The sequence below is a fragment of the Streptomyces sp. TRM68416 genome (assembly GCF_014596915.1).
Classification (GTDB): domain Bacteria; phylum Actinomycetota; class Actinomycetes; order Streptomycetales; family Streptomycetaceae; genus Streptomyces.
In genome coordinates this window covers 129,932-153,999 of sequence record NZ_JACVWU010000002.1, presented here as the reverse complement: position 1 = coordinate 153,999, position 24,068 = coordinate 129,932, and the positions used below count along the sequence as shown (strand labels likewise).

Genomic DNA, 24,068 nt, shown 5'->3' with positions numbered 1-24,068 from the left:
AGGGGGGCGCGGTGCGTGTACTGGGGGTGGACCCCGGACTGACCCGGTGCGGTGTCGGTGTCGTCGAGGGCGTCGCGGGCCGTCCGCTCACCATGCTCGGCGTGGGCGTCGTACGCACGCCCGCGGACGCGGAGTTGGGCCACCGGCTCGTCGCCATCGAGCAGGGCATCGAGGAGTGGCTGGACGAACACCGGCCCGAATACGTCGCCGTGGAGCGGGTCTTCAGCCAGCACAACGTCCGTACCGTCATGGGTACGGCCCAGGCCAGCGCCGTCGCCATGCTCTGCGCCGCCCGCCGCGGCATCCCCGTCGCCCTGCACACCCCCAGCGAGGTCAAGGCGGCCGTCACCGGCACCGGCCGCGCCGACAAGGCACAGGTCGGCGCCATGGTCACCCGCCTGCTGCGGCTCGGCGCACCCCCCAAACCCGCCGACGCCGCCGACGCCCTCGCCCTCGCCATCTGCCACATCTGGCGGGCCCCCGCCCAGAACCGACTCCAGCAGGCCGTGGCCCTGCATTCAGCCAAAGCACCGAAAGGCCGTACGGCATGATCGCCTTCGTGAGCGGCACGGTCGCCGCCCTCGCCCCCGACACCGCGGTGGTCGAAGTGGGCGGCGTCGGCATGGCCGTGCAATGCACGCCCAACACGCTGTCCACCCTCCGCCTCGGCCAGCCGGCCAAGCTCGCCACCTCCCTCGTCGTCCGCGAGGACTCGCTGACCCTGTACGGCTTCGTGGACGACGACGAACGCCAGGTCTTCGAGCTGCTCCAGACCGCGAGCGGTGTCGGCCCCCGCCTCGCCCAGGCGATGCTCGCCGTGCACACGCCGGACGCGCTGCGCCGCGCGGTCGCCACCGGCGACGAGAAGGCGCTCACCGCCGTCCCCGGCATCGGCAAGAAGGGCGCGCAGAAGCTGCTGCTGGAGCTCAAGGACCGCCTCGGCGAGCCGATCGGCGCCCCCGCGGTCGGCGCACCGGTCTCCCAGGGCTGGCGCGACCAGCTGCACGCCGCCCTCATCGGCCTCGGCTACGCCACTCGCGAGGCGGACGAGGCCGTCACCGCGGTCGCCCCCCAGGCCGAGGCCGCCGAGGGCACGCCCCAGGTGGGCCAACTGCTGAAGGCGGCACTCCAGACGCTGAACCGCGCCCGCTAGCCCGCACCCGAGGAGAACTTCAGTGAACTGGGACGACACGACCGACACCTCCGCCGCCGAGCGGCTCGTCGGCGCGTCAGCCGACCGCGAGGACCAGGCCGTAGAGGCGGCCCTGCGCCCCAAGGACCTGGACGAGTTCATCGGCCAGGAAAAGGTGCGTGAACAGCTCGACCTGGTGCTGCGCGCCGCACGCGCGCGCGGCGCCACCGCCGACCACGTCCTGCTCTCCGGCGCCCCCGGCCTCGGCAAGACCACCCTCTCGATGATCATCGCCGCCGAGATGGGCGCCCCGATCCGTATCACCAGCGGGCCCGCCATCCAGCACGCCGGCGACCTCGCGGCGATCCTCTCCTCGCTCCAGGAGGGCGAGGTCCTCTTCCTCGACGAGATCCACCGCATGTCCCGGCCCGCCGAGGAGATGCTCTACATGGCGATGGAGGACTTCCGCGTCGACGTCATCGTCGGCAAGGGCCCCGGCGCCACCGCCATCCCCCTCGAACTGCCCCCCTTCACCCTGGTCGGCGCCACCACGCGCGCGGGCCTGCTGCCGCCCCCCCTGCGCGACCGCTTCGGCTTCACCGCCCACATGGAGTTCTACGAGCCCGCCGAGCTGGAGCGGGTCATCCACCGCTCGGCACACCTCCTCGACGTCGAGATCGGTACCGAGGGCGCCGCGGAGATCGCCGGCCGCTCCCGCGGCACACCCCGTATCGCCAACCGCCTGCTGCGTCGCGTCCGCGACTACGCGCAGGTCAAGGCCGACGGCGTGGTCACCAAGGACATCGCGGCGGCGGCCCTCGCGGTCTACGAGGTCGACTCCCGCGGCCTGGACCGCCTGGACCGGGCGGTCCTGGAGGCGCTGCTCAAGCTGTTCGGCGGCGGTCCCGTCGGCCTGTCCACCCTCGCGGTGGCGGTGGGGGAGGAGCGCGAGACGGTGGAGGAGGTCGCCGAGCCCTTCCTGGTCAGAGAGGGTCTGCTCGCCCGTACCCCGCGCGGCCGGGTGGCCACGCCCGCCGCATGGGCGCATCTCGGCCTCACCCCGCCCCAGCCGCGTACGGCCGGAAACGGACAACAGGACCTGTTCGGGGCGTGACGGCTTCGTGACGGCGCGGGCATTGGCAGGGTAAGGAACCCGGGTGCCATGCTGAGCGTTGTTCCATGCGCGCGGACTCGCTTAGACTCCGCCGATGCCGCCGTTGTCGGCGGCACACATACCCCCAACCATCAGGCCGCTCCCCATCGCGGTCGTGTGAAGGAAGTTCCGACCCGTGAGTCTCGTGACCCTCCTCCCGTTCATCGTGCTCATCGGGGCCATGTTCCTGATGACTCGGTCGGCCAAGAAGAAGCAGCAGCAGGCTGCCGACATGCGGAACCAGATGCAGCCCGGTTCCGGCGTCCGCACGATCGGGGGCATGTACGCCACGGTCAAGGAGGTCAACGACGACACCGTCCTCGTTGACGCCGGCCCGGGTGTGGAACTGCTCTTCGCGAAGAACGCCATCGGTGCCGTCCTCTCGGACGACGAGTACAACCGCATCGTCCACGGCATCGAGCACGACCTGAAGACCGACACCGACGTCGTCCCGGACGACGCCTCCTCCCTCACCGACTCCGACGAGTCCGCCGACGCTGCCGCCGCCTCCGACGAGAAGCCCGTCGACCTCGGGAAGAAGGACGAGGACACGGACGAGGAGCCGAAGGCCGACGCCGAGCCGAAGAAGACCGACGGCGACTCCGACGCGAAGTAGTCGCTTCCCGGTACGCGCGGGCACCGCCCGCGCGTACCGGGACACGCGCGGCTCCCGCACGGGGACCCCGACACCATGTCATGGCCGCCCGCCCGCCGACCCGGCGTGCGGCGGCCCGAGAGGGAGTACGAGAAGGTGGCAGCACCTAAGAAGGGCCGGAGCGCGAGTGCCCAGAGCAAGCCAGGGCGCTCGCTGGCCCTGATTCTGATCGCCATGGTGGCGCTCACCGGGGGAATGTTCCTCTCGGGCGACACCACCCCGCGTCTCGGCATCGACCTTGCCGGCGGTACGAGCATCACGCTCCGGGCGGAGGCCGAGCCCGGCCAGGAATCCGCGATCAACAAGACCAACATGGACACCGCGGTGTCGATCATGGAACGCCGCGTCAACGGTCTTGGTGTCCAGGAAGCCGAGGTGCAGACCCAGGGCGATCGCAACATCATCGTCAACATCCCCAAGGGCACGAACTCCAAGGAAGCCCGGGAACAGGTCGGCACCACCGCCAAGCTGTACTTCCGCCCGGTCATCGCCACCGAGGTCTCCGGCGCCGCCGCGACGACCAGCCCGTCCCCGAGCGGCTCCGGCAGCCCCTCGGAGGACGCCTCGGACAAGGCGACCGACAAGGCGACCTCCTCCTCGTCCCCCTCGGCCTCGACCACGCCGTCGGCGACCTCCACCACCCAGGGCCGCGCGGCCAGCGACGCCCTGAAGGCCGACCCCACCCCGTCGGACAGCGCGAGCCCCAGCGCCTCCCCGTCGGCCAGCGCCAGCCCCTCCGGCAGCGCCGACAGCAGCAAGCTCGAAGAGCAGTACGCCGCGCTCGACTGCACCGACGAGGCCGCCCGCGCCAAGGCCGGCGACGGAGTCAAGCCCGAGGACCCCACCGTCGCCTGCGGCCTGAACTCCGGCGGCCAGTGGCAGAAGTACATCCTGGGCCCGGCCGAGGTCGACGGCACGGACGTCAAGGAGGCCGACGCGGTCTTCAACACGACGACCGCCGCCGGCTGGACCGTCACCATGGAGTTCAACAGCGAGGGCCGCAAGAAGTTCGGTGAGATCACCGGCAAGCTCGCCCAGAACCAGCCCCCGCAGAACCAGTTCGCCATCGTCCTGGACAACGAGGTCGTCTCCGACCCGTCCGTCCGCCAGGCGCTGACCGGCGGCAACGCCGAGATCTCCGGCAACTTCGACCAGGAGTCGGCGCAGAGCCTCGCCAACATGCTGTCGTACGGCGCTCTGCCGCTGTCCTTCAGCGAGGACAGCGTCACCACGGTGACCGCCGCGCTCGGCGGCGAGCAGCTGCGGGCCGGTCTGATCGCCGGTGCGATCGGTCTCGTCCTGGTCGTCCTCTACCTGGTGATCTACTACCGGGGCCTGTCGTTCATCGCCGTCGCCTCGCTGCTGGTCTCCGCCGCGCTCACCTACGTGATCATGTCGCTGCTCGGCCCGGCCATCGGCTTCGCGCTGAACCTGCCGGCCGTCTGCGGCGCCATCGTCGCCATCGGCATCACCGCGGACTCGTTCATCGTGTACTTCGAACGCGTCCGGGACGAGATCCGCGAGGGCCGCACCCTGCGCCCGGCCGTGGAGCGGGCCTGGCCGCGCGCCCGGCGCACCATCCTGGTCTCGGACTTCGTGTCGTTCCTCGCCGCCGCCGTGCTGTTCGTCGTCACGGTCGGCAAGGTCCAGGGCTTCGCGTTCACGCTCGGCCTGACCACCGTGCTCGACGTGGTGGTCGTGTTCCTGTTCACCAAGCCGCTCCTGACCATCATGGCGCGCAAGAAGTTCTTCGCGAACGGCCACAAGTGGTCCGGCCTCGACCCCGAGCGACTGGGGGCCAAGCCGCCGCTCCGCCGTACCCGCCGTCCCGTCGGTCCTGCCGCGGGCCCCGTCGAGACCAAGGAGGCGTGAGATGTCCAAGCTCGGCAACCTCGGCGCCCGACTGCACCGTGGCGAGATCGGCTACGACTTCGTCAAGAACCGCAAGATCTGGTACGGCATCTCGATCCTGATCACCATCACGGCCATCGTCGGCCTGGCGGTGCGCGGCCTGAACATGGGCATCGAGTTCCAGGGCGGAGCGGTCTTCACCACCCCGAAGACATCCGTCTCCGTCGCCCAGGCCCGGGAATACGCGGAAGACGCCTCCGGCCACGACGCGATCGTCCAGAAGCTCGGCGACGGCAAGCTCCGTATCCAGGTCTCGGGCATCGAGACCAAGGAGGCCGACCGGGTCTCCGCGGAACTGGCCATGCACCTGAAGGTCGACGAGAGCGACGTCACCGGCGAGCTGGTCGGCCCCAGCTGGGGCGAGCAGATCGCCAACAAGGCCTGGCAGGGACTCGGGATCTTCCTGGTCCTGGTGGTGATCTATCTGGCGATCGCGTTCGAGTGGCGTATGGCCGTCGCCGCGTTCGTCGCCCTCATCCACGACATCACCATCACGGTCGGCATCTACGCCCTGGTGGGCTTCGAGGTCACCCCGGGCACGGTGATCGGTCTGCTGACCATCCTCGGTTACTCGCTCTACGACACGGTCGTCGTCTTCGACAGCCTCAAGGAGCAGACGAAGGACATCACCAAACAGACCCGCTGGACCTACAGCGAGATCGCCAACCGCTCGATCAACAGCACCCTGGTCCGGTCCGTCAACACCACCGTGGTCGCGCTGCTGCCGGTCGCGGGCCTGCTGTTCATCGGCGGCGGCTTCCTCGGCGCGGGCATGCTCAACGACATCTCGCTGTCGCTGTTCGTCGGTCTCGCGGCCGGTGCGTACTCCTCGATCTTCATCGCCACGCCGCTCGTCGCCGACCTCAAGGAGCTCGAGCCGCAGATGAAGGCCCTGCGCAAGCGCGTACTCGCCAAGCGGGCCCAGTCCGCCGCCAAGGGCGAGTCCCTGGACAACGGCTTCGCGGAGGCGCTCGACGACGGCCCCGAGGACGCCGCGGCTGCCGTCGTCGGCCCGCGCAACCAGCCCGCGTCCCGTAGCCGGGGCCGCGGCCGACCCTCGGGGAAGCGCCGATGACCGGTCTCGCAGACATCACGACGCTGCTGCTCAGCCGCATCCGTGACGTGGCGGACTACCCGGAGCCGGGCGTGATGTTCAAGGACATCACCCCGCTCCTGGCCGACCCCTCCGCGTTCACCGCGCTCACCGACGCCCTCGCCGGCATCGCCGAGCGCACCAACGCCACGAAGGTCGTCGGCCTGGAGGCCCGGGGCTTCATCCTGGGCGCCCCGGTCGCCGTCCGCGCCGGCCTCGGCTTCATCCCCGTACGCAAGGCGGGCAAGCTCCCCGGAGCCACCCTCAGCCAGGCCTACGACCTGGAGTACGGCTCGGCGGAGATCGAGGTGCACGCCGAGGACCTGACCAGCGGCGACCGCGTGCTCGTCGTGGACGACGTCCTCGCCACGGGCGGCACCGCCGAGGCCTCCATCGAGCTGATCCGACGGGCGGGCGCCGAGGTCGCGGGCCTCGCGGTCCTGATGGAACTGGGCTTCCTGGGCGGCCGCGCCCGACTGGAGCCGGCCCTCGCGGACGCCCCGCTGGAAGCGCTGCTCAGGGTCTGACCCGCATGGCACACGAAACGGCCGCCCCGGCGACGGGAGCGGCCGTTTCGCGTGCCACGCACGGGCGCGGGGAACAGCGCTACCAGCCGCGACGGGCGGGGCACCGGACAACGGTCTCACCCACCCCGCACCCCCCTCGGGAATCCGGCGGCAGCCCCCCGCGTTTCTCCCGTACAAGGCCCTCACAACGGCCTGAAGGCGATCCCGCGGCCCAGGATCGCTACCATGGGGTCTCCGGAGCCTGACCGGGGGACCCGGATCGCGCACGAGGAGTCCTCTTGCCAGACGAGGCCCAGCACCTGACCGCCGCCAAGCCCGAGTCCGCCTCGGGCCCCGCGGCGAAGCCCGCGCCGAACACGTCGAACGCGAAGAACGACACCCGCGGCACGGTCGAGCACGCCCAGTCCGCGCCCGTCGACAAGTCGGCAGAGCAGTCGCGCCCCAAGCCGGCCCCGCCCGAGCGCCCCAGCACGCCCGCGGTCCGGCCCAACACCGGCCAGCCGCCCCGCTCCGGCTCCTCCAACCGCGTCCGCGCCCGTCTCGCCCGCCTCGGCGTCCAGCGCTCCAACCCGTACAACCCGGTGCTGGAGCCGCTGCTGCGGATAGTGCGCAGCAACGACCCGAAGATCGAGACCGCCACCCTCCGCCAGATCGAGAAGGCCTACCAGGTCGCCGAGCGCTGGCACCGCGGCCAGAAGCGCAAGAGCGGCGACCCGTACATCACGCACCCGCTCGCGGTCACCACGATCCTCGCCGAGCTGGGCATGGATCCGGCCACGCTGATGGCGGGCCTGCTGCACGACACCGTCGAGGACACCGAGTACGGCCTCGACCAGCTCCGCCGCGACTTCGGCGACTCGGTCGCCCTCCTCGTCGACGGCGTCACCAAGCTGGACAAGGTCAAGTTCGGCGAGGCCGCGCAGGCCGAGACCGTGCGCAAGATGGTCGTGGCGATGGCCAAGGACCCGCGTGTCCTGGTCATCAAGCTCGCCGACCGCCTGCACAACATGCGCACCATGCGCTACCTCAAGCGCGAGAAGCAGGAGAAGAAGGCGCGCGAGACGCTGGAGATCTACGCGCCGCTCGCCCACCGCCTGGGCATGAACACCATCAAGTGGGAACTGGAGGACCTCGCCTTCGCGATCCTCTACCCCAAGATGTACGACGAAATCGTCCGGCTGGTGGCCGAGCGGGCACCGAAGCGTGACGAGTACCTGGCCATAGTGACCGACGAGGTCCAGCAGGACCTGCGCGCGGCCCGTATTAAGGCCACCGTCACCGGCCGCCCGAAGCACTACTACAGCGTCTACCAGAAGATGATCGTCCGCGGCCGGGACTTCGCGGAGATCTACGACCTGGTCGGCATCCGCGTCCTGGTGGACACCGTCCGCGACTGCTACGCGGCCCTGGGCACCGTCCACGCCCGCTGGAACCCGGTTCCGGGGCGGTTCAAGGACTACATCGCGATGCCCAAGTTCAACATGTACCAGTCGCTGCACACGACGGTCATCGGCCCCAACGGCAAGCCGGTCGAGCTGCAGATCCGCACCTTCGACATGCACCGCCGCGCCGAGTACGGCATCGCCGCGCACTGGAAGTACAAGCAGGAGGCCGTCGCCGGCGCCTCCAAGGTGCGCACCGACGTGCCCAAGGCGGGCAAGGGCAAGGACGACCACCTCAACGACATGGCGTGGCTGCGCCAACTGCTCGACTGGCAGAAGGAGACCGAGGACCCGGGCGAGTTCCTGGACTCCCTGCGCTTCGACCTGTCCCGCAACGAGGTCTTCGTCTTCACCCCCAAGGGCGACGTCATAGCGCTCCCGGCCGGGGCCACCCCCGTCGACTTCGCGTACGCCGTGCACACCGAGGTCGGCCACCGCACCATAGGAGCGCGGGTCAACGGCCGTCTCGTACCGCTGGAATCCACCCTGGACAACGGCGACCTGGTGGAGGTCTTCACCTCCAAGGCGTCCGGCGCGGGCCCCTCCCGCGACTGGCTCGGCTTCGTGAAGTCGCCGCGCGCCCGCAACAAGATCCGGGCCTGGTTCTCCAAGGAACGCCGCGACGAGGCGATCGAGCAGGGCAAGGACGCCATCGCCCGCGCGATGCGCAAGCAGAACCTGCCGATCCAGCGCATCCTCACCGGCGACTCCCTCGTCACCCTGGCGCACGAGATGCGCTACCCCGACATCTCCTCGCTCTACGCGGCGATCGGCGAGGGCCATGTGGCCGCGCAGAACGTCGTACAGAAGCTCGTCCAGGCCCTCGGCGGGGAGGAAGCCGCCTCCGAGGAGATCGACGAGGCGGTACCGCCGGCCCGCGGCCGCGGCCGCAAGCGGCGCAGCAGCCAGGACCCCGGTGTCGTGGTCAAGGGCGTCGACGACGTCTGGGTCAAGCTCGCCCGCTGCTGTACGCCCGTCCCCGGCGACCCGATCATCGGTTTCGTCACACGGGGTAGTGGCGTATCGGTTCACCGCAGCGACTGCGTCAACGTGGAGTCACTGTCCCGGGAGCCTGAGCGCATCCTCGACGTCGAATGGGCACCCACCCAGTCCTCGGTCTTCCTGGTCGCCATCCAGGTCGAGGCCCTCGACCGCTCCCGGCTCCTGTCAGACGTCACCCGCGTCCTGTCCGACCAGCACGTCAACATCCTCTCCGCGGCCGTCCAGACCTCCCGCGACCGCGTCGCCACCTCCCGCTTCACCTTCGAGATGGGCGACCCCAAACACCTCGGCCACGTCCTGAAGGCGGTCAGAGGCGTCGAGGGCGTCTACGACGTCTACCGGGTCACGTCGGCACGCCGGACGTAATCGCCCGTACGACAACGACAGAGGGGGCTCCCCGCGGGGAGCCCCCTCTCATGTCCGCGTGGCCGACGTCAGCCGCCGAACTCCTGCAGACCCTTCAGTGCCTGCTCCAGCAGCGCCTGACGGCCCTCCAGCTCACGCTCCAGCTTGGCGGCCTTGGCGTCGTTGCCCTGGGCGCGCGCCTGCTCGATCTGGCCCCGCAGCTTGTCCACGGCGGCCTGGAGCTGACCGGTCAGACCCTCGGCACGCGCGCGTGCCTCCGGGTTCGTCCGGCGCCACTCGGCCTCCTCGGCCTCCTGGATGGCCCGCTCCACGGCGTGCATCCGGCCCTCGACCTTCGGCCGGGCGTCCCGCGGCACATGGCCGATGGCCTCCCAGCGCTCGTTGATCGAACGGAACGCGGCACGCGCCGCCTTCAGGTCCGTGACCGGGAGGATCTTCTCGGCCTCCTGGGCCAGCTCCTCCTTCAGCTTCAGGTTCTCGGCCTGCTCGGCGTCCCGCTCGGCGAAGACCGAGCTGCGGGCGGCGAAGAACACGTCCTGCGCGCCGCGGAAGCGGTTCCACAGGTCGTCCTCGTGCTCGCGCTGGGCCCGGCCCGCGGCCTTCCACTCCGCCATCAGCTCGCGGTAGCGGGCCGCCGTCGGACCCCAGTCCGTCGAACCGGACAGCGCCTCGGCCTCGCCGACCAGCCGCTCCTTGGTCCTGCGGGCCTCCTCGCGCTGCGCGTCCAGCTGCGCGAAGTGCGCCTTGCGGCGCTTGGAGAACGCCGACCGGGCGTGCGAGAAGCGGTGCCACAGCTCGTCGTCCGACTTGCGGTCCAGACGCGGCAGACCCTTCCAGGTGTCCACCAGCGCCCGCAGCCGCTCACCGGCGGCCCGCCACTGGTCGGACTGGGCCAGCTCCTCCGCCTCGGCGACCAGCGCCTCCTTGGCGTGCCGCGCCTCGTCGGACTGCTTGGCCCGCTGGGCCTTGCGCTCCTCGCGCCGCTTCTCGACGGTCTCCACCAGCTTGTCAAGACGGACCCGCAGGGCGGCCAGGTCGCCGACCGCGTGATGCGCGTCAACCTGCTCCCGGATGTGGTCGATCGCCGTCTGCGCGTCCTTCGCCGACAGGTCGGTGGTCTTCACTCGCTTCTCGAGGAGGCCGATCTCGACAACCAGGCCCTCGTACTTGCGCTCGAAGTAGGCCAGCGCCTCCTCGGGGGAGCCTGCCTGCCAGGAACCGACGACCTGCTCGCCGTCGGCCGTACGCACGTACACGGTCCCCGTCTCGTCGACGCGGCCCCACGGGTCGCTGCTCACAGCGCCTCCTCCACATGATGCCTGCGAGGGGCCTCGGGGCCCCTGGGCATCGTCCACAGTTTCGTCACGGCCAACATAGGCGACCGGCGGGTTGCCTGTCCGCATCCCGCGCGACCGAAATTTCGCACTTGAGGGGTCAGGATTTGGTGACGGTCGCCTTGTTGATCACCACGGTCGCGTTCGGTGCCGTGTTGCCCGTTGCGGGGTCCGCGGCCTGCGCTCCCGCGGCGGCCAGCTTCTTGAGCACCTTCATGCCCGACTCCGACACCGTGCCGAACGGCGTGTAGTTCGGCGGCAGCGGACTGTCCTGGTAGACCAGGAAGAACTGGCTGCCGCCCGAGTCGCGGCCCTCTCCGGTCTGCGCGTTGTACTGGTTGGCCATCGCCACCGTGCCCGCCGGGTAGACGTCGCCCTTGAGGGACTTGTCCTTGAGGTTCTCGTCCGGAATCGTGTACCCGGGGCCGCCGCTGCCGGAGGCCGTCGGGTCCCCGCACTGCAGCACGAAGATGCCGCCGTCGACCAGCCGGTGGCACTTGGTGTGGTCGAAGTAGCCCTTGCCGGCGAGGAAGTTGAACGAGTTGACCGTGCGCGGCGCCGCCTCGGCCTTCAGCGCGATGTCGATGTCACCGCAGGTGGTCTCCAGCTCCATCGTGTAGTCCGCCGACTTGTCGATGGTCATGGCCGGCTCCTTCTTCCAGCTCATGGTCTCGACCTTGCCCTTGGCGGGCTTCTCGCACGGGTCCGGCACCTTGCTGGTCGGCGTGGTGCTCGGCGTGACCTCCGCGCCGGCGTTCGCCTTGCCGTCGTCCCCTTCGAAGGCGCCGGCCGTGTACAGCCCGAGGCTGCCGATGAGGACGACGCCGACCGTCGACGCGATCACCGCGTTGCGCGTGCGGGCCTTGCGCCGCGCGTCCGTGCGCCGCTGCTGCTGCCGCAAGAACTTCTCCCGGGCGAGCTGACGCCGCCGCTGTTCCTGGCTGACCACGGGGTTGTCTCCTCATGCGTCTCGTACGTCGACCGGTACGCGTGCGTCCTTCGGGTCGACCGTCTGCGTGTGCCCCGTACCGTATATGGGTTCGCTGTGGAATCGGCAGCGCCGGTAGGCTCTGACCGCAAGGCGCAGCCCACCGAACTTGCCACCCGAACCGACACAACGAAGGACGATCGTGCTCATTGCCGGGTTCCCCGCCGGGGCCTGGGGGACGAACTGTTATCTCGTCGCCCCCGCCGCCGGTGAGGAGTGCGTGATCATCGACCCCGGCCACCAGGCCGCCGAAGGTGTCGAGGAAGCGATCCGAAAGCATCGCCTCAAGCCCGTCGCCGTCGTCCTCACCCACGGCCACCTCGACCACGTGGCCTCGGTCGTCCCCGTGTGCGGCGCGCACGACGTACCGGCCTGGATCCACCCCGAGGACCGGTACATGATGAGCGACCCCGAGAAGGCGCTCGGCCGTTCCATCGGCATGCCGCTGATGGGCGAGCTGACCGTGGGGGAGCCCGACGACGTCAAGGAGCTGACCGACGGCGCGAAGCTGGAGCTGGCGGGCCTGGAGCTGTCCGTCGCCCACGCCCCGGGCCATACCAAGGGGTCGGTGACCTTCGGCCTGCCCGAGGCGGCGGACATCCCGCCGATCCTGTTCTCGGGCGACCTGCTGTTCGCCGGCTCCATCGGACGCACCGACCTGCCCGGCGGTGACATGGCCGAGATCCTCGACTCGCTGGCCCGCGTGTGCCTGCCGCTCGACGACTCGACCGTGGTGCTGTCCGGCCACGGCCCCCAGACGACCATCGGCCAGGAGCGCGCCACCAACCCGTATCTGCGGCAAGTGGCCGCAGACCGCCAAGGTCGCGGCGCACCCCAGCAGGCTCCCCGACGAGGAATGTGACGAAAGACCTTCCGTGAGCACCTTCAAGGCCCCCAAGGGCACCTACGACCTGATCCCGCCGGACAGCGCCACCTACCTGGCCGTCCGCGAGGCGATCGCGGCCCCGCTGCGCAACTCCGGCTACGGCTACATCGAGACCCCCGGCTTCGAGAACGTCGAGCTGTTCGCGCGCGGAGTCGGCGAGTCCACCGACATCGTCACCAAGGAGATGTACGCCTTCGAGACCAAGGGCGGCGACCGGCTCGCCCTGCGCCCCGAGGGCACGGCCTCCGTGCTGCGCGCCGCCCTCGAGGCCAACCTGCACAAGGCGGGCAACCTCCCCGTCAAGCTCTGGTACTCCGGCTCGTACTACCGCTACGAGCGCCCCCAGAAGGGCCGCTACCGCCACTTCTCCCAGGTCGGCGCCGAGGCGATCGGCGCCGAGGACCCCGCGCTGGACGCCGAGCTGATCATCCTGGCCGACCAGGCGTACCGCTCCCTGGGCCTCAGCAACTTCCGCATCCTGCTCAACAGCCTGGGCGACAAGGAGTGCCGTCCGGTCTACCGGGCCGCCCTCCAGGACTTCCTGCGCGGCCTCGACCTCGACGAGGACACCCTGCGCCGCGCGGAGATCAACCCGCTGCGCGTCCTGGACGACAAGCGCGAGGCGGTCCAGAAGCAGCTCACCGGCGCCCCGCTGCTGCGCGACTACCTCTGCGACGCCTGCAAGGCGTACCACGAGGAGGTCCGCGAACTGATCACGGCCGCCGGCGTCGCCTTCGAGGACGACCCCAAGCTGGTCCGCGGCCTGGACTACTACACCCGGACGACGTTCGAGTTCGTCCACGACGGTCTGGGCTCCCAGTCCGCGGTGGGCGGCGGCGGCCGCTACGACGGCCTGTCCGAGATGATCGGCGGTCCCGCGCTGCCGTCCGTCGGCTGGGCCCTCGGCGTCGACCGCACGGTCCTCGCCCTGGAGGCGGAGGGCGTCGAACTCCAACTCCCCTCCACGACCAGCGTCTTCGCCGTCCCGCTCGGCGAGGAGGCCCGCCGCGTACTGTTCGCGAAGGTCACCGAACTGCGCAAGGTCGGCATCGCCGCGGACTTCTCGTACGGCGGCAAGGGCCTCAAGGCCGCGATGAAGGCGGCCAACCGCTCCGGCGCACGCTATGCCCTCGTGCTGGGCGAGCGAGACCTCGCCGAAGGCGTCGTCCAGCTCAAGGACATGGAGTCGGGCGAGCAGACGGCGATCGGCGTGAACGAGATCGTCGCCGAGCTGGAGGCCCGTCTGGGCTGAGGGTGACGGGGCTTCGCCGCAGGGCGGGGCCCCGTTGTCCGGAACCCGTCCCTCGCAAGAGTTTCCTTATCTCCAGTGAACGGTGGGCACGCACCCGTCTGCGGCACAATGACCCGTGTCCGGAGAAGGTCCAACTCTCAAGTGACGGAATCGGCGTGATGAGCAAGACGACAGTCAAAGACGTCTCCACCGAGCCGGAGCCGGAGCGCGCCGCCGAGGCGCCGCGCACGGTGGGCGGCAGCCGCGCGTTCGCGCTGATGCTGGTGATCACGGGCGCGGCCGGACTGCTCGCCGCGTGGGTCATCACGATCGACAAGTTCAAGCTCCTCGAAGCCAAGGTCGAGGGCAAGACCTTCGTCCCCGGCTGCAGCCTGAACCCCGTCGTCTCCTGCGGCAGCGTCATGGAGAGCGACCAGGCCTCGGTCTTCGGCTTCCCCAACCCGATGCTCGGCCTCGTCGCCTACGGCATCGTCATCTGCGTCGGCGTGAGCCTGCTCGCCCGCGCCCGCTTCCCGCGCTGGTACTGGCTCACCTTCAACGCCGGCACGCTCTTCGGCGTGAGCTTCTGCGCCTGGCTGACGTTCCAGTCGCTGTACCGCATCGGCGCCCTGTGCCTGTGGTGCTCCCTCGCCTGGGTCGCGACGATCATCATGTTCTGGTACGTGACCTCGTTCAACGTGCGTCAGGGCTTCCTTCCCGGCCCGCGCTGGCTGAAGGGCTTCTTCAGCGAGTTCACCTGGGTGCTGCCGGTGCTGCACATCGGCGTCATCGGCATCCTGATCATGACCCGCTGGTGGGACTTCTGGACCGGCTGACGGTCCGGACGGGATTGTCAGTGCGGTGATTTAGGGTTTCAGCGTGGAGCCCGACCTGTTCACCGCCGCAGCGGAAGACCGCCAGGAGAAGGACCCGACCGCCAGCCCCCTGGCCGTACGGATGCGCCCGCGCACCCTCGACGAGGTGGTGGGCCAGCAGCACCTGCTCAAGCCGGGCTCACCCCTGCGCAGACTCGTCGGCGCCTCCGGCGGCGGCCCCGCCGGCCCCTCCTCGGTGATCCTGTGGGGCCCGCCCGGCACCGGCAAGACCACCCTGGCGTACGTCGTCTCCAAGGCCACCAACAAGCGCTTCGTGGAGCTGTCCGCGATCACCGCCGGCGTCAAGGAGGTCCGCGCGGTCATCGAGGGCGCCCGCCGCGCCACCGGCGGCTACGGCAAGGAGACCGTCCTCTTCCTCGACGAGATCCACCGCTTCAGCAAGGCCCAGCAGGACTCCCTGCTCCCCGCCGTCGAGAACCGCTGGGTCACGCTCATCGCGGCGACGACGGAGAACCCGTACTTCTCCGTCATCTCCCCCCTCCTCTCCCGCTCCCTGCTGCTGACCCTCGAACCCCTCACCGACGACGACCTGCGCGGCCTGCTCCGGCGCGCGCTGACCGACGAGCGCGGCCTCAAGGGCTCCGTCACCCTCGCCGAGGACACCGAGGACCACCTGCTGCGCATCGCGGGCGGCGACGCCCGACGCGCCCTGACCGCCCTGGAGGCCGCAGCCGGGGCCGCCCTCGACAAGGGCGAGCGGGAGATAGGCCTGCAGACGCTGGAGGAGACGGTCGACCGGGCCGCCGTGAAGTACGACCGCGACGGCGACCAGCACTACGACGTGGCCAGCGCCCTCATCAAGTCCATCCGCGGCTCCGACGTCGACGCCGCCCTGCACTACCTGGCCCGGATGATCGAGGCCGGCGAGGACCCCCGCTTCATCGCCCGCCGCCTGATGATCTCCGCCAGCGAGGACATCGGCCTGGCCGATCCGAACGCCCTGCCCATCGCGGTCGCCGCCGCCCAGGCCGTCGCCATGATCGGCTTCCCCGAGGCCGCCCTCACCCTCAGCCACGCCACCATCGCCCTCGCCCTGGCCCCGAAGTCCAACTCCGCCACCACCGCGATCGGCGCCGCCATGGAGGACGTACGCAAAGGGCTGGCCGGGCCCGTGCCGGCGCACCTGCGCGACGGGCACTACAAGGGCGCCGCCAAGCTCGGGCACGCGCAGGGGTACGTGTACCCGCACGACCTGGCCGAGGGCATCGCCGAGCAGCAGTACGCCCCGGACGCGATCAAGGACCGCGAGTACTACGAGCCGTCCCGGCACGGCGCCGAGGCGCGGTACGCGGACGCCGTGGAGTGGACCCGCAAGCACCTCGGTCGCAGACGGCCCTGACCGCCCTGTAGAATCCCTCGAAGTGCTGTGTCCCGTGCAGTCAGAACGGGACGGTCAGCCGGGGCCCCCAGTGGGTCCCAGGAGCGTCGCGCACCGTTCGACAGGTGTCGCGGGCAGCCCACCACCACTCGTCGCAGGACGGGACCGGTCGGTGGGCCACTCGCGTGCTGCACGTATGTGCCCAGACCAGGGAGCGGCTGCCCACCGAGGTCCCTCGGGACCGAGGCGGGTTTCCCCGGCTGCGGATGCGACCTCCCACAACCCTGACAAGCCGAAACCAGGAAATGAGAGATTGTGGCGAACCAGTCCCGCCCCAAGGTCAAGAAGTCGCGTGCCCTCGGCATCGCGCTGACCCCGAAGGCCGTCAAGTACTTCGAGGCCCGTCCCTACCCGCCGGGTGAGCACGGCCGCGGCCGCAAGCAGAACTCGGACTACAAGGTCCGTCTGCTGGAGAAGCAGCGTCTGCGTGCGCAGTACGACGTGTCCGAGCGCCAGCTCGTCCGCGCCTACGAGCGTGCCTCCAAGGTCCAGGGCAAGACCGGTGAGGCCCTGATCATCGAGCTCGAGCGTCGCCTCGACGCCCTGGTGCTGCGTTCGGGCATCGCCCGCACCATCTACCAGGCCCGTCAGATGGTCGTGCACGGCCACATCGAGGTCAACGGCCAGAAGGTCGACAAGCCGTCGTTCCGCGTCCGTCCCGACGACGTCGTGATGGTCCGCGAGCGCAGCCGCGAGAAGACCCTCTTCTCGATCGCCCGTGAGGGCGGCTTCGCCCCCGAGGGCGAGACCCCGCGCTACCTCCAGGTGAACCTCAAGGCCCTGGCGTTCCGCCTGGACCGTGAGCCGAACCGCAAGGAGATCCCGGTGATCTGCGACGAGCAGCTCGTCGTCGAGTACTACGCCCGTTGATCCTTCAGCGGTCGTAGCACCCTCCGCGCCCCGGCCCGCCGCCTCCCCGCCCTTCCGGGCGGGCGAGGCGGCGGGCTGCCGCATTCCGGTGCCCGCGCGGGGCGGTAATCCGGTTCGGAGCCGCACCCCCGGCGCGATAGGCTCGGCCTACTGTTTTCTTCAGGTTCCGAAGTTGACTGCACGTTTCAGGGAGCGGGTGCACACAGTGTCCGGAGGCGAGGTTGCCGGGATGCTGGTGGCCGTCTTCTGGGCGATCCTGGTCTCCTTCCTCGCGGTGGCTCTCGCGAGGCTGGCCCAGACGCTCAGGGCGACCACCAAGCTGGTCGCGGACGTGACCGACCAGGCCGTACCGCTCTTGGCGGACGCCTCCTCCGCGGTGCGCTCGGCGCAGACCCAGATCGACCGGGTCGACGCGATCGCCTCGGACGTCCAGGAGGTCACCTCCAACGCCTCCGCCCTGTCCACCACCGTGGCCTCCACCTTCGGCGGCCCCCTGGTCAAGGTCGCGGCCTTCGGCTACGGCGTGCGCCGGGCCATCTCCGGCCGCAAGGACGACGAAGCGCCCGCGAGGACGACACCCCGGCGTACCGTCATCGTGGGCCGCACGGTTCCGGCCGCACGGCGGGACAAGCGGAAGAAGGGCTGAGACCAGGCGATGTTCCGCCGTACCTTCTGGTTCACCACGGGCGTCGCCGCCGGTGTGTGGGCCACCACCAAAGTCAACCGCAAGCTGAAGCAGCTGACCCCCGAGCACCTCGCCGTCACCGCGACGAACAAGGCGCTCGACGCGGGCCACCGCCTCAAGGACCGGGCCGTGGGCTTCGCCCTCGACGTCCGCGACAACATGGCCCGGCGGGAGGCCGAGCTGGAGGACGCGTTGGGCCTCAACGCGGACCCCGAACTCCCCGCGCCGCGGCGCCACGCCGCGATCGAGAACCGCAACAAGCCGAAGACGTACGTCATCGACAGCACGACGTACTCGTACAACCGGAATGAGGACCACTGATGGAGTCGGCTGAGATCCGCCGCCGCTGGCTGAGCTTCTTCGAGGAGCGCGGGCACACCGTCGTCCCTTCGGCGTCGCTCATCGCGGACGACCCGACTCTGCTCCTCGTCCCCGCCGGCATGGTTCCCTTCAAGCCCTACTTCCTGGGCGAGGTCAAGCCGCCGTTCGACCGCGCCACCAGCGTGCAGAAGTGCGTGCGCACGCCGGACATCGAAGAGGTCGGCAAGACCACCCGGCACGGCACGTTCTTCCAGATGTGCGGCAACTTCTCCTTCGGCGACTACTTCAAGGAAGGCGCCATCAAGCTCGCCTGGGAGCTGCTCACCAGCCCCCAGGACAAGGGCGGCTACGGCCTCGACCCCGAGCGCCTGTGGATCACCGTCTACAAGGACGACGACGAGGCCGAGCGCATCTGGCACGACGTCGTCGGCGTGCCCATGGAGCGCATCCAGCGCCTGGGCATGAAGGACAACTTCTGGTCCATGGGCGTCCCCGGCCCCTGCGGCCCCTGCTCCGAGATCAACTACGACCGCGGCCCCGAGTTCGGCGTCGAGGGCGGCCCGGCCGTCAACGACGAGCGGTACGTGGAGATCTGGAACCTCGTCTTCATGCAGTACGAGCGGGGCGAGGGCACCGGCAAGGAGAGCTTCGACATCCTCGGCGACCTGCCGAGCAAGAACATCGACACCGGTCTCGGCCTGGAGCGCCTCGCCATGATTCTGCAGGGCGTGCAGAACATGTACGAGATCGACACCTCCATGGCCGTCATCAACAAGGCCACCGAGCTGACCGGCGTCCGCTACGGCGACGCCCAGGCCTCGGACGTCTCCCTGCGCGTGGTCACCGACCACATGCGCACCGCCGTGATGCTCATCGGCGACGGCGTCACCCCGGGCAACGAGGGCCGCGGCTACGTCCTGCGCCGCATCATGCGCCGCGCCATCCGCAACATGCGCCTCCTCGGCGCCACGGGCCCCGTCGTCAAGGACCTCGTGGACACCGTGATCGCCATGATGGGCCAGCAGTACCCGGAGCTGGTCACCGATCGCGAGCGCATCGAGAAGGTCGCCCTGGCCGAGGAGAACGCCTTCCTCAAGACGCTGAAGGCCGGCACCAACATCCTCGACACCGCCGTGACCGAGACCAAGGCCGCCGGCGGCACGGTCCTCGCCGGCGACAAGGCCTTCCTGCTCCACGACACCTGGGGCTTCCCGATCGACCTCACCCTGGAGATGGCCGCCGAGCAGGGCCTGTCCGTGGACGAGGACGGCTTCCGCCGCCTGATGAAGGAGCAGCGGGAGCGCGCCAAGGCCGACGCCCAGGCCAAGAAGACCGGCCACGCCGACATGGGCGCCTACCGGGAGATCGCCGACTCCGCCGGCGAGACCGAGTTCATCGGCTACTCCGACACCGAGGGCGAGTCGACGATCGTCGGCATCCTCGTCGATGGCTCCTCCTCCCCGGCCGCCACCGAGGGCGACGAGGTCGAGATCGTCCTCGACCGCACCCCGTTCTACGCCGAGGGCGGCGGCCAGATCGGCGACACCGGCAAGATCAAGGTCGACTCCGGTGCCGTCATCGAGATCCGCGACTGCCAAAAGCCGGTCCCCGGCGTCTACGTCCACAAGGGCGTCGTCCAGGTCGGCGAGGTGACCGTCGGCGCCAAGGCCCACGCCTCCATCGACCACCGCCGCCGTAAGGCCATCGCCCGCGCCCACTCGGCCACCCACCTCACCCACCAGGCCCTGCGCGACGCCCTCGGCCCGACGGCCGCCCAGGCCGGTTCCGAGAACCAGCCCGGCCGCTTCCGCTTCGACTTCGGTTCCCCGTCCGCCGTTCCCACGGCCGTGATGACCGACGTCGAGCAGAAGATCAACGAGGTGCTCGCCCGCGACCTCGACGTGCACGCCGAGGTCATGGGCATCGACGAGGCCAAGAAGCAGGGCGCCATCGCCGAGTTCGGCGAGAAGTACGGCGAGCGGGTCCGCGTCGTGACCATCGGTGACTTCTCCAAGGAGCTGTGCGGCGGCACGCACGTCCACAACACCGCCCAGCTGGGCCTGGTGAAGCTGCTCGGCGAGTCGTCGATCGGCTCGGGCGTACGCCGTATCGAGGCCCTCGTGGGTGTTGACGCCTACAACTTCCTCGCCCGTGAGCACACGGTCGTCGCCCAGCTCCAGGAGCTGATCAAGGGGCGTCCGGAGGAGCTCCCGGAGAAGGTCTCCGCCATGCTCGGCAAGCTGAAGGACGCCGAGAAGGAGATCGAGAAGTTCCGCGCCGAGAAGGTGCTCCAGGCCGCCGCCGGTCTCGCCGAGTCCGCCAAGGACGTACGCGGGATCGCCCTGGTGACCGGTCAGGTCCCGGACGGCACCACCGCCGACGACCTGCGCAAGCTCGTGCTCGACGTGCGCGGCCGCATCCAGGGCGGACGGGCCGCCGTCGTCGCCCTGTTCACCGTGGCGAACGGCAAGCCGCTGACCGTCATCGCCACCAACGAGGCCGCCCGCGAGCGCGGCCTGAAGGCCGGTGACCTGGTCCGCACGGCCGCCAAGACCCTCGGCGGCGGCGGTGGCGGCAAGCCGGACGTCGCCCAGGGCGGCGGCCAGAACCCGGCCGCCCTCGGCGAGGCCGTGGACGCCGTCGAGCGCCTCGTCCAGGAGACGGCCAAGTAATGCGCAGAGGACGTCGGCTCGCCATCGACGTCGGGGACGCCCGCATCGGGGTCGCCTCGTGCGACCCCGACGGGATCCTCGCCACCCCGGTGGAGACCGTCCCCGGCCGGGACATCCCCGCAGCTCAACGCCGGTTGAGGCAACTGGTCGAGGAGTACGAGCCGATCGAGGTCGTCGTCGGGCTCCCGCGCTCCCTCAAGGGCGGCGAGGGCCCGGCCGCGGTCAAGGTGCGGGGCTTCGCCCAGGAACTGGCCCGCATGATCGCGCCGATTCCGGTGAGACTCGTGGACGAGCGCATGACCACGGTGACGGCCAGTCAGGGGCTGCGCGCCTCGGGCGTGAAGTCCAAGAAGGGCAGATCGGTCATCGACCAGGCAGCCGCCGTGATCATCCTCCAGCAGGCACTGGAATCCGAACGGGTGTCAGGCAAAGCGCCGGGCGAGGGCGTCGAAGTGGTCATCTGATCGCGATACGGTAACGTTCCGCGCGATGCGGAGGTGTTCGAACAGCCTCCGCACAAAGAGAGGCGGATCGGAAGCCGGGCCCGACGCCGCGTGACCGCCGCCTCGCGGCTCTAGGGGATCGATGACTGAGTATGGCCGGGGCCAGGGCTCCGAACCGTGGCATCCCGAGGACCCGTACTACGGGGACGGTGGATGGGAAGGACAGCAGGCCCACATGGGCCAGCAGTCCTCCTACGGCGGCCAGCCGCAGCACTATCCAGAGCAGCCGCAGCAGCCGCAGTACGGCGACTGGGGCACCGGCGAACAGGCCGGATACGGTCAGGCGCAGCAGTACAACCAGCAGCAGTACCCGGGAGACGGCTACCAGCAGGGGGACGGCTACCAGCAGGGCTACGACAACGGCGGCTGGGGTGCCGGCACGCACCAACCGCAGGTCCAGTACACCGACCCCGCGGACCCCTACGGCCAGCAGGCCGGCGGATACGAGGGGCAGCAGCCGGACTACTACGGCACGCCCGAGGCCTATCCGCCGCCGGAGCCCCCGAACCGGCGCAGCACCGAACCGGAGCCCCGAACCGACTGGGATCCGGGGCCCGACCAGGGTGAACACGCCTTCTTCGCGGGCGGCGGAGAGGACACCGACGCCGACGACGACGTGGACGCCGACGAGCCGGGGAGCCGGCGCGGCCGCGGGGAGCGGCGGGGCCGGGGTGGCAAGGGCGGGAAGAAGCGCCGTAGCGGGTGTGCCTGTCTGGTGGTGCTGCTGGTCTTCGGTGGCGGCATCGCCGGTGTCGGATATTTCGGGTATCAGTTCTATCAGGATCGTTTCGCCGAGGCTCCGGACTATGCCGGGGACGGCACGTCCACGACGGTGTCCGTCGAGATTCCCAAGGGCGCGGGCGGCTACGAGATCGGCCGTCTTCTCAAGGAGGCGGGGGTCGTCAAGAGCGTCGACGCGTTCGTCGCCGCGCAGTCCCAGAACCCCGACGGGAACAAGATCCAGGCCGGCGCCTACCTCCTGAAGAAGGAGATGTCCGCCAAGAGCGCCGTCGTGATGATGCTCGACCCCAAGAGCCAGAACAACCTGATGGTCACACCGGGGCAGCGCAACTTCAGCATCTACAAGGCGATCGACGAGAAGCTCGACCTGGAGTCGGGCGCCACCAAGAAGGCGGCGCAGAAGAACTACGGCAGCCTCGGACTGCCGGACTGGGCGGAGAAGGGCGGCGACGTCAAGGACCCGCTGGAGGGCTTCCTCCACCCGGGCACCTATCCCGCCGCCAAGGGGCAGAAGCCGGAGACCGTCCTGAAGGAGATGGTCGGCCGGGCCACCGCGACGTACGAGGAACTCGGCCTGGAGAAGAAGGCCGAGGGCCTGGGCCTCGACGATCCCTGGCAACTGCTCACCGTGGCCAGCATGGTGCAGGCCGAGGGTACGAGCCACGACGACTTCCGCAAGATGGCCGAGGTCGTCTACAACCGCCTCAAGCCCGGCAACCCGCAGACGTACGGCGCCCTGGAGTTCGACTCCACGTACAACTACATCAAGAACCAGAGCAAGATCGATCTGACGATCGCCGAGCTGAAGCAGTACAACAACCCCTACAACACGTACTACGTGAAGGGGCTGCCGCCCGGACCCATCTCCAACCCCGGCAACGACGCGCTCAAGGGCGCGCTCGATCCGACGAGCGACGGCTGGTACTACTTCATCTCCCTCGACGGCAAGACCAGCAAGTTCACCAGGACGCTCGCCGAACACGACAAGCTGGTCCAGGAGTTCAACGCCTCGCGGAACAAGGACTGAGGACAGGTTCAATGACAGCTCGGGCCGCCAACGCCCGTCGGGCCGCCGTGCTCGGCTCGCCCATCGCCCACTCCCTCTCCCCGGTGCTGCACCGCACCGCGTACCAGGAACTGGGGCTGACCGGCTGGACGTACGACCGGTTCGAGGTGGACGAGGCGGCGCTGCCCGGGTTCTTCGCCGAGCTCGGGCCGGAGTGGGCCGGGCTGTCGCTGACCATGCCGTTGAAGCGGGCGGTCATCCCGCTGCTGGACGAGGTCAGTGAGACGGCCCGCTCGGTGGAGGCGGTCAACACGGTCGTCCTCACCGAGGACGGCCGCCGCGTCGGCGACAACACCGACATCCCCGGCATGGTCGCCGCCCTGCGGGAACGCGGCATCGAGCAGGTCGACTCGGCGGCGATCCTCGGCGCCGGCGCCACCGCCTCCTCCGCGCTGGCCGCCCTCGCCCGCGTCTGCACCGGTGAGGTCGTCGCCTACGTCCGCAGCGAGGCCCGGGCCGCCGAGATGCGGCAGTGGGGCGAGCGGCTGGACGTCGAGGTGCGTACGGCGGACTGGGCGGACGCAGCCGGGGCGCTGCGCGCGCCGCTGGTGATCGCGACCACGCCGGCCGGCACGACGGACGCCCTGGCCACCGCCGTACCGGAACGGCCCGCCACCCTCTTCGACGTGCTCTACGAGCCGTGGCCCACCGAGCTCGCGGCCCGCTGGTCGATGTTCGGCGGTGCCGTGGTCAGCGGCCTCGACCTGCTGGTGCACCAGGCGGTGCTCCAGGTCGAGCAGATGACGGGACGCGCGCCCGCGCCGCTGGACGCCATGCGGAAGGCGGGCGAGCACGCGCTGGCGGAACGTTAGGATCCGCTTGGTTCCGCGGGTGCGGGGCCGGGAGGGAAGCGTCTCGTGTCCGCAGGCATGCCGCTGGCGTCTGCCGAACTGCTTCGGCAGCTGCTGTGGTTCCTGCCCACCTGGGTCATGGACGTCGCGCTCTGGCTGATCGCGGTCGCCGTCCTGGCGAGCTGGGTCCTCGCGCTGCGCAGAAGGATCGTCCGGTACCGGGCGCGACGCAGGGCAGGGCGGGTTCCGCGGCGGCAGTGCGGCGACTCCGATCGCCGCGGGGCTCCTCGGTAGCGCTTGGAGAGCGGTTCCGTCCGAGCGCCGCCCAGCAGGAACCTGACACTGTCCCGTCCGTCTGATGGACCGGCGGCCGGAAACAGGCGCCGGGCGTGGGAGGATCGGAGGTGGCGGGCCGGGGCCGCGCA

22 protein-coding genes are annotated in these 24,068 nt (G+C 70.1%); 20 read left to right on the top strand and 2 right to left on the bottom strand.

From position 1 onward, the window contains the following. Window positions 1-11 precede the first annotated feature (11 nt). The 8 genes from ruvC (at window position 12) to ICC28_RS03835 (ending at window position 9,281) form a co-directional block, all read left to right on the top strand. On the top strand, window positions 12-551 hold the full coding sequence (ruvC, locus tag ICC28_RS03870) for a crossover junction endodeoxyribonuclease RuvC (protein WP_188286952.1): 540 nt from the start codon (window positions 12-14) through the stop codon (window positions 549-551). Beyond that, complete coding sequence (gene ruvA, locus ICC28_RS03865; RefSeq protein ID WP_188286951.1) at window positions 548-1,153, top strand: Holliday junction branch migration protein RuvA; 606 nt, start codon at window positions 548-550, stop codon at window positions 1,151-1,153. Before ruvC ends, ruvA begins: the two co-directional genes overlap by 4 nt. A 22-nt stretch (window positions 1,154-1,175) precedes the next feature. Then, complete coding sequence (gene ruvB, locus ICC28_RS03860) at window positions 1,176-2,246, top strand: Holliday junction branch migration DNA helicase RuvB (protein WP_188286950.1); 1,071 nt, start codon at window positions 1,176-1,178, stop codon at window positions 2,244-2,246. 175 nt (window positions 2,247-2,421) lie between these two features. Next, window positions 2,422-2,901, top strand: coding sequence for a preprotein translocase subunit YajC (gene yajC, locus ICC28_RS03855; RefSeq protein WP_188286949.1), 480 nt, complete (start codon window positions 2,422-2,424; stop codon window positions 2,899-2,901). 135 nt (window positions 2,902-3,036) lie between these two features. Beyond that, on the top strand, window positions 3,037-4,812 hold the full coding sequence (secD, locus tag ICC28_RS03850) for a protein translocase subunit SecD (RefSeq protein WP_188286948.1): 1,776 nt from the start codon (window positions 3,037-3,039) through the stop codon (window positions 4,810-4,812). Between the two features lies 1 nt (window position 4,813). Continuing rightward, window positions 4,814-5,926, top strand: a complete 1,113-nt coding sequence (secF, locus tag ICC28_RS03845) for a protein translocase subunit SecF (protein WP_188286947.1) — start codon at window positions 4,814-4,816, stop codon at window positions 5,924-5,926. Continuing rightward, complete coding sequence (locus ICC28_RS03840) at window positions 5,923-6,471, top strand: adenine phosphoribosyltransferase (protein ID WP_188286946.1); 549 nt, start codon at window positions 5,923-5,925, stop codon at window positions 6,469-6,471. The genes secF and ICC28_RS03840 overlap by 4 nt, the downstream gene beginning before the upstream one ends. A gap of 278 nt (window positions 6,472-6,749) precedes the next feature. Then, window positions 6,750-9,281 carry a RelA/SpoT family protein gene (locus ICC28_RS03835; protein ID WP_188286945.1) on the top strand — a complete coding sequence of 844 codons (2,532 nt, stop codon included), beginning with the start codon at window positions 6,750-6,752 and terminating at the stop codon, window positions 9,279-9,281. 68 nt (window positions 9,282-9,349) lie between these two features. Here ICC28_RS03835 and ICC28_RS03830 read toward each other — a convergent pair whose 3' ends face one another. Together ICC28_RS03830 and ICC28_RS03825 are read right to left on the bottom strand one after the other, a co-directional pair. Next, window positions 9,350-10,579 (bottom strand): DUF349 domain-containing protein, encoded by a 1,230-nt coding sequence (locus ICC28_RS03830; protein ID WP_188286944.1) that lies wholly within the window; start codon window positions 10,577-10,579, stop codon window positions 9,350-9,352. Between the two features lie 136 nt (window positions 10,580-10,715). After that, window positions 10,716-11,564, bottom strand: coding sequence for a peptidylprolyl isomerase (locus ICC28_RS03825; protein ID WP_188286943.1), 849 nt, complete (start codon window positions 11,562-11,564; stop codon window positions 10,716-10,718). A 181-nt stretch (window positions 11,565-11,745) separates the two neighbouring features. Here ICC28_RS03825 and ICC28_RS03820 point away from each other — a divergent pair, with 181 nt between their 5' ends. The 12 genes from ICC28_RS03820 (at window position 11,746) to ICC28_RS03765 (ending at window position 23,937) form a co-directional block, all read left to right on the top strand. Beyond that, a complete protein-coding gene (locus ICC28_RS03820; RefSeq protein ID WP_188286942.1) occupies window positions 11,746-12,465 on the top strand; it encodes an MBL fold metallo-hydrolase in 720 nt (239 codons plus the stop codon). A gap of 13 nt (window positions 12,466-12,478) precedes the next feature. Beyond that, window positions 12,479-13,741: a histidine--tRNA ligase gene (gene hisS, locus ICC28_RS03815; protein WP_188286941.1), complete on the top strand. Its 1,263-nt coding sequence runs from the start codon at window positions 12,479-12,481 to the stop codon at window positions 13,739-13,741. 158 nt (window positions 13,742-13,899) lie between these two features. After that, window positions 13,900-14,556 (top strand): vitamin K epoxide reductase family protein, encoded by a 657-nt coding sequence (locus tag ICC28_RS03810; RefSeq protein WP_188286940.1) that lies wholly within the window; start codon window positions 13,900-13,902, stop codon window positions 14,554-14,556. A gap of 43 nt (window positions 14,557-14,599) precedes the next feature. Then, a complete protein-coding gene (locus ICC28_RS03805; RefSeq protein WP_188286939.1) occupies window positions 14,600-15,955 on the top strand; it encodes a replication-associated recombination protein A in 1,356 nt (451 codons plus the stop codon). 294 nt (window positions 15,956-16,249) lie between these two features. Next, window positions 16,250-16,864 carry a 30S ribosomal protein S4 gene (gene rpsD / locus ICC28_RS03800; RefSeq protein WP_015661793.1) on the top strand — a complete coding sequence of 205 codons (615 nt, stop codon included), beginning with the start codon at window positions 16,250-16,252 and terminating at the stop codon, window positions 16,862-16,864. A 205-nt stretch (window positions 16,865-17,069) separates the two neighbouring features. Beyond that, a complete protein-coding gene (locus tag ICC28_RS03795; protein WP_188286938.1) occupies window positions 17,070-17,510 on the top strand; it encodes a DUF948 domain-containing protein in 441 nt (146 codons plus the stop codon). Window positions 17,511-17,519: 9 nt separating this feature from the next. After that, window positions 17,520-17,870 carry a hypothetical protein gene (locus ICC28_RS03790; protein WP_188286937.1) on the top strand — a complete coding sequence of 117 codons (351 nt, stop codon included), beginning with the start codon at window positions 17,520-17,522 and terminating at the stop codon, window positions 17,868-17,870. Beyond that, window positions 17,870-20,542, top strand: a complete 2,673-nt coding sequence (gene alaS, locus ICC28_RS03785; RefSeq protein WP_188286936.1) for an alanine--tRNA ligase — start codon at window positions 17,870-17,872, stop codon at window positions 20,540-20,542. The genes ICC28_RS03790 and alaS overlap by 1 nt, the downstream gene beginning before the upstream one ends. Next, a complete protein-coding gene (ruvX, locus tag ICC28_RS03780; protein WP_188286935.1) occupies window positions 20,542-21,006 on the top strand; it encodes a Holliday junction resolvase RuvX in 465 nt (154 codons plus the stop codon). Before alaS ends, ruvX begins: the two co-directional genes overlap by 1 nt. A gap of 121 nt (window positions 21,007-21,127) precedes the next feature. Further along, entirely contained in the window at window positions 21,128-22,813 is a 1,686-nt protein-coding gene (mltG, locus tag ICC28_RS03775; protein WP_188286934.1) for an endolytic transglycosylase MltG, read from the top strand. Between the two features lie 11 nt (window positions 22,814-22,824). Then, window positions 22,825-23,664 carry a shikimate dehydrogenase gene (locus tag ICC28_RS03770; RefSeq protein WP_188286933.1) on the top strand — a complete coding sequence of 280 codons (840 nt, stop codon included), beginning with the start codon at window positions 22,825-22,827 and terminating at the stop codon, window positions 23,662-23,664. A gap of 45 nt (window positions 23,665-23,709) precedes the next feature. Further along, complete coding sequence (locus ICC28_RS03765; RefSeq protein ID WP_188286932.1) at window positions 23,710-23,937, top strand: hypothetical protein; 228 nt, start codon at window positions 23,710-23,712, stop codon at window positions 23,935-23,937. The last annotated feature ends 131 nt before the right edge of the window (window positions 23,938-24,068 follow it).

Excerpts from the sequence above, each read along its gene's own strand:
- ruvA (WP_188286951.1), top strand. The coding sequence starts at position 548 with ATGATCGCCTTCGTGAGCGGCACGGTCGCCGCCCTCGCCCCCGACACC.
- secF (WP_188286947.1), top strand. The coding sequence starts at position 4,814 with ATGTCCAAGCTCGGCAACCTCGGCGCCCGACTGCACCGTGGCGAGATC.
- ICC28_RS03840 (WP_188286946.1), top strand. The coding sequence starts at position 5,923 with ATGACCGGTCTCGCAGACATCACGACGCTGCTGCTCAGCCGCATCCGT.
- ICC28_RS03810 (WP_188286940.1), top strand. The coding sequence starts at position 13,900 with ATGAGCAAGACGACAGTCAAAGACGTCTCCACCGAGCCGGAGCCGGAG.
- ICC28_RS03790 (WP_188286937.1), top strand. The coding sequence starts at position 17,520 with ATGTTCCGCCGTACCTTCTGGTTCACCACGGGCGTCGCCGCCGGTGTG.
- alaS (WP_188286936.1), top strand. The coding sequence starts at position 17,870 with ATGGAGTCGGCTGAGATCCGCCGCCGCTGGCTGAGCTTCTTCGAGGAG.
- ruvX (WP_188286935.1), top strand. The coding sequence starts at position 20,542 with ATGCGCAGAGGACGTCGGCTCGCCATCGACGTCGGGGACGCCCGCATC.
- mltG (WP_188286934.1), top strand. The coding sequence starts at position 21,128 with ATGACTGAGTATGGCCGGGGCCAGGGCTCCGAACCGTGGCATCCCGAG.
- ICC28_RS03770 (WP_188286933.1), top strand. The coding sequence starts at position 22,825 with ATGACAGCTCGGGCCGCCAACGCCCGTCGGGCCGCCGTGCTCGGCTCG.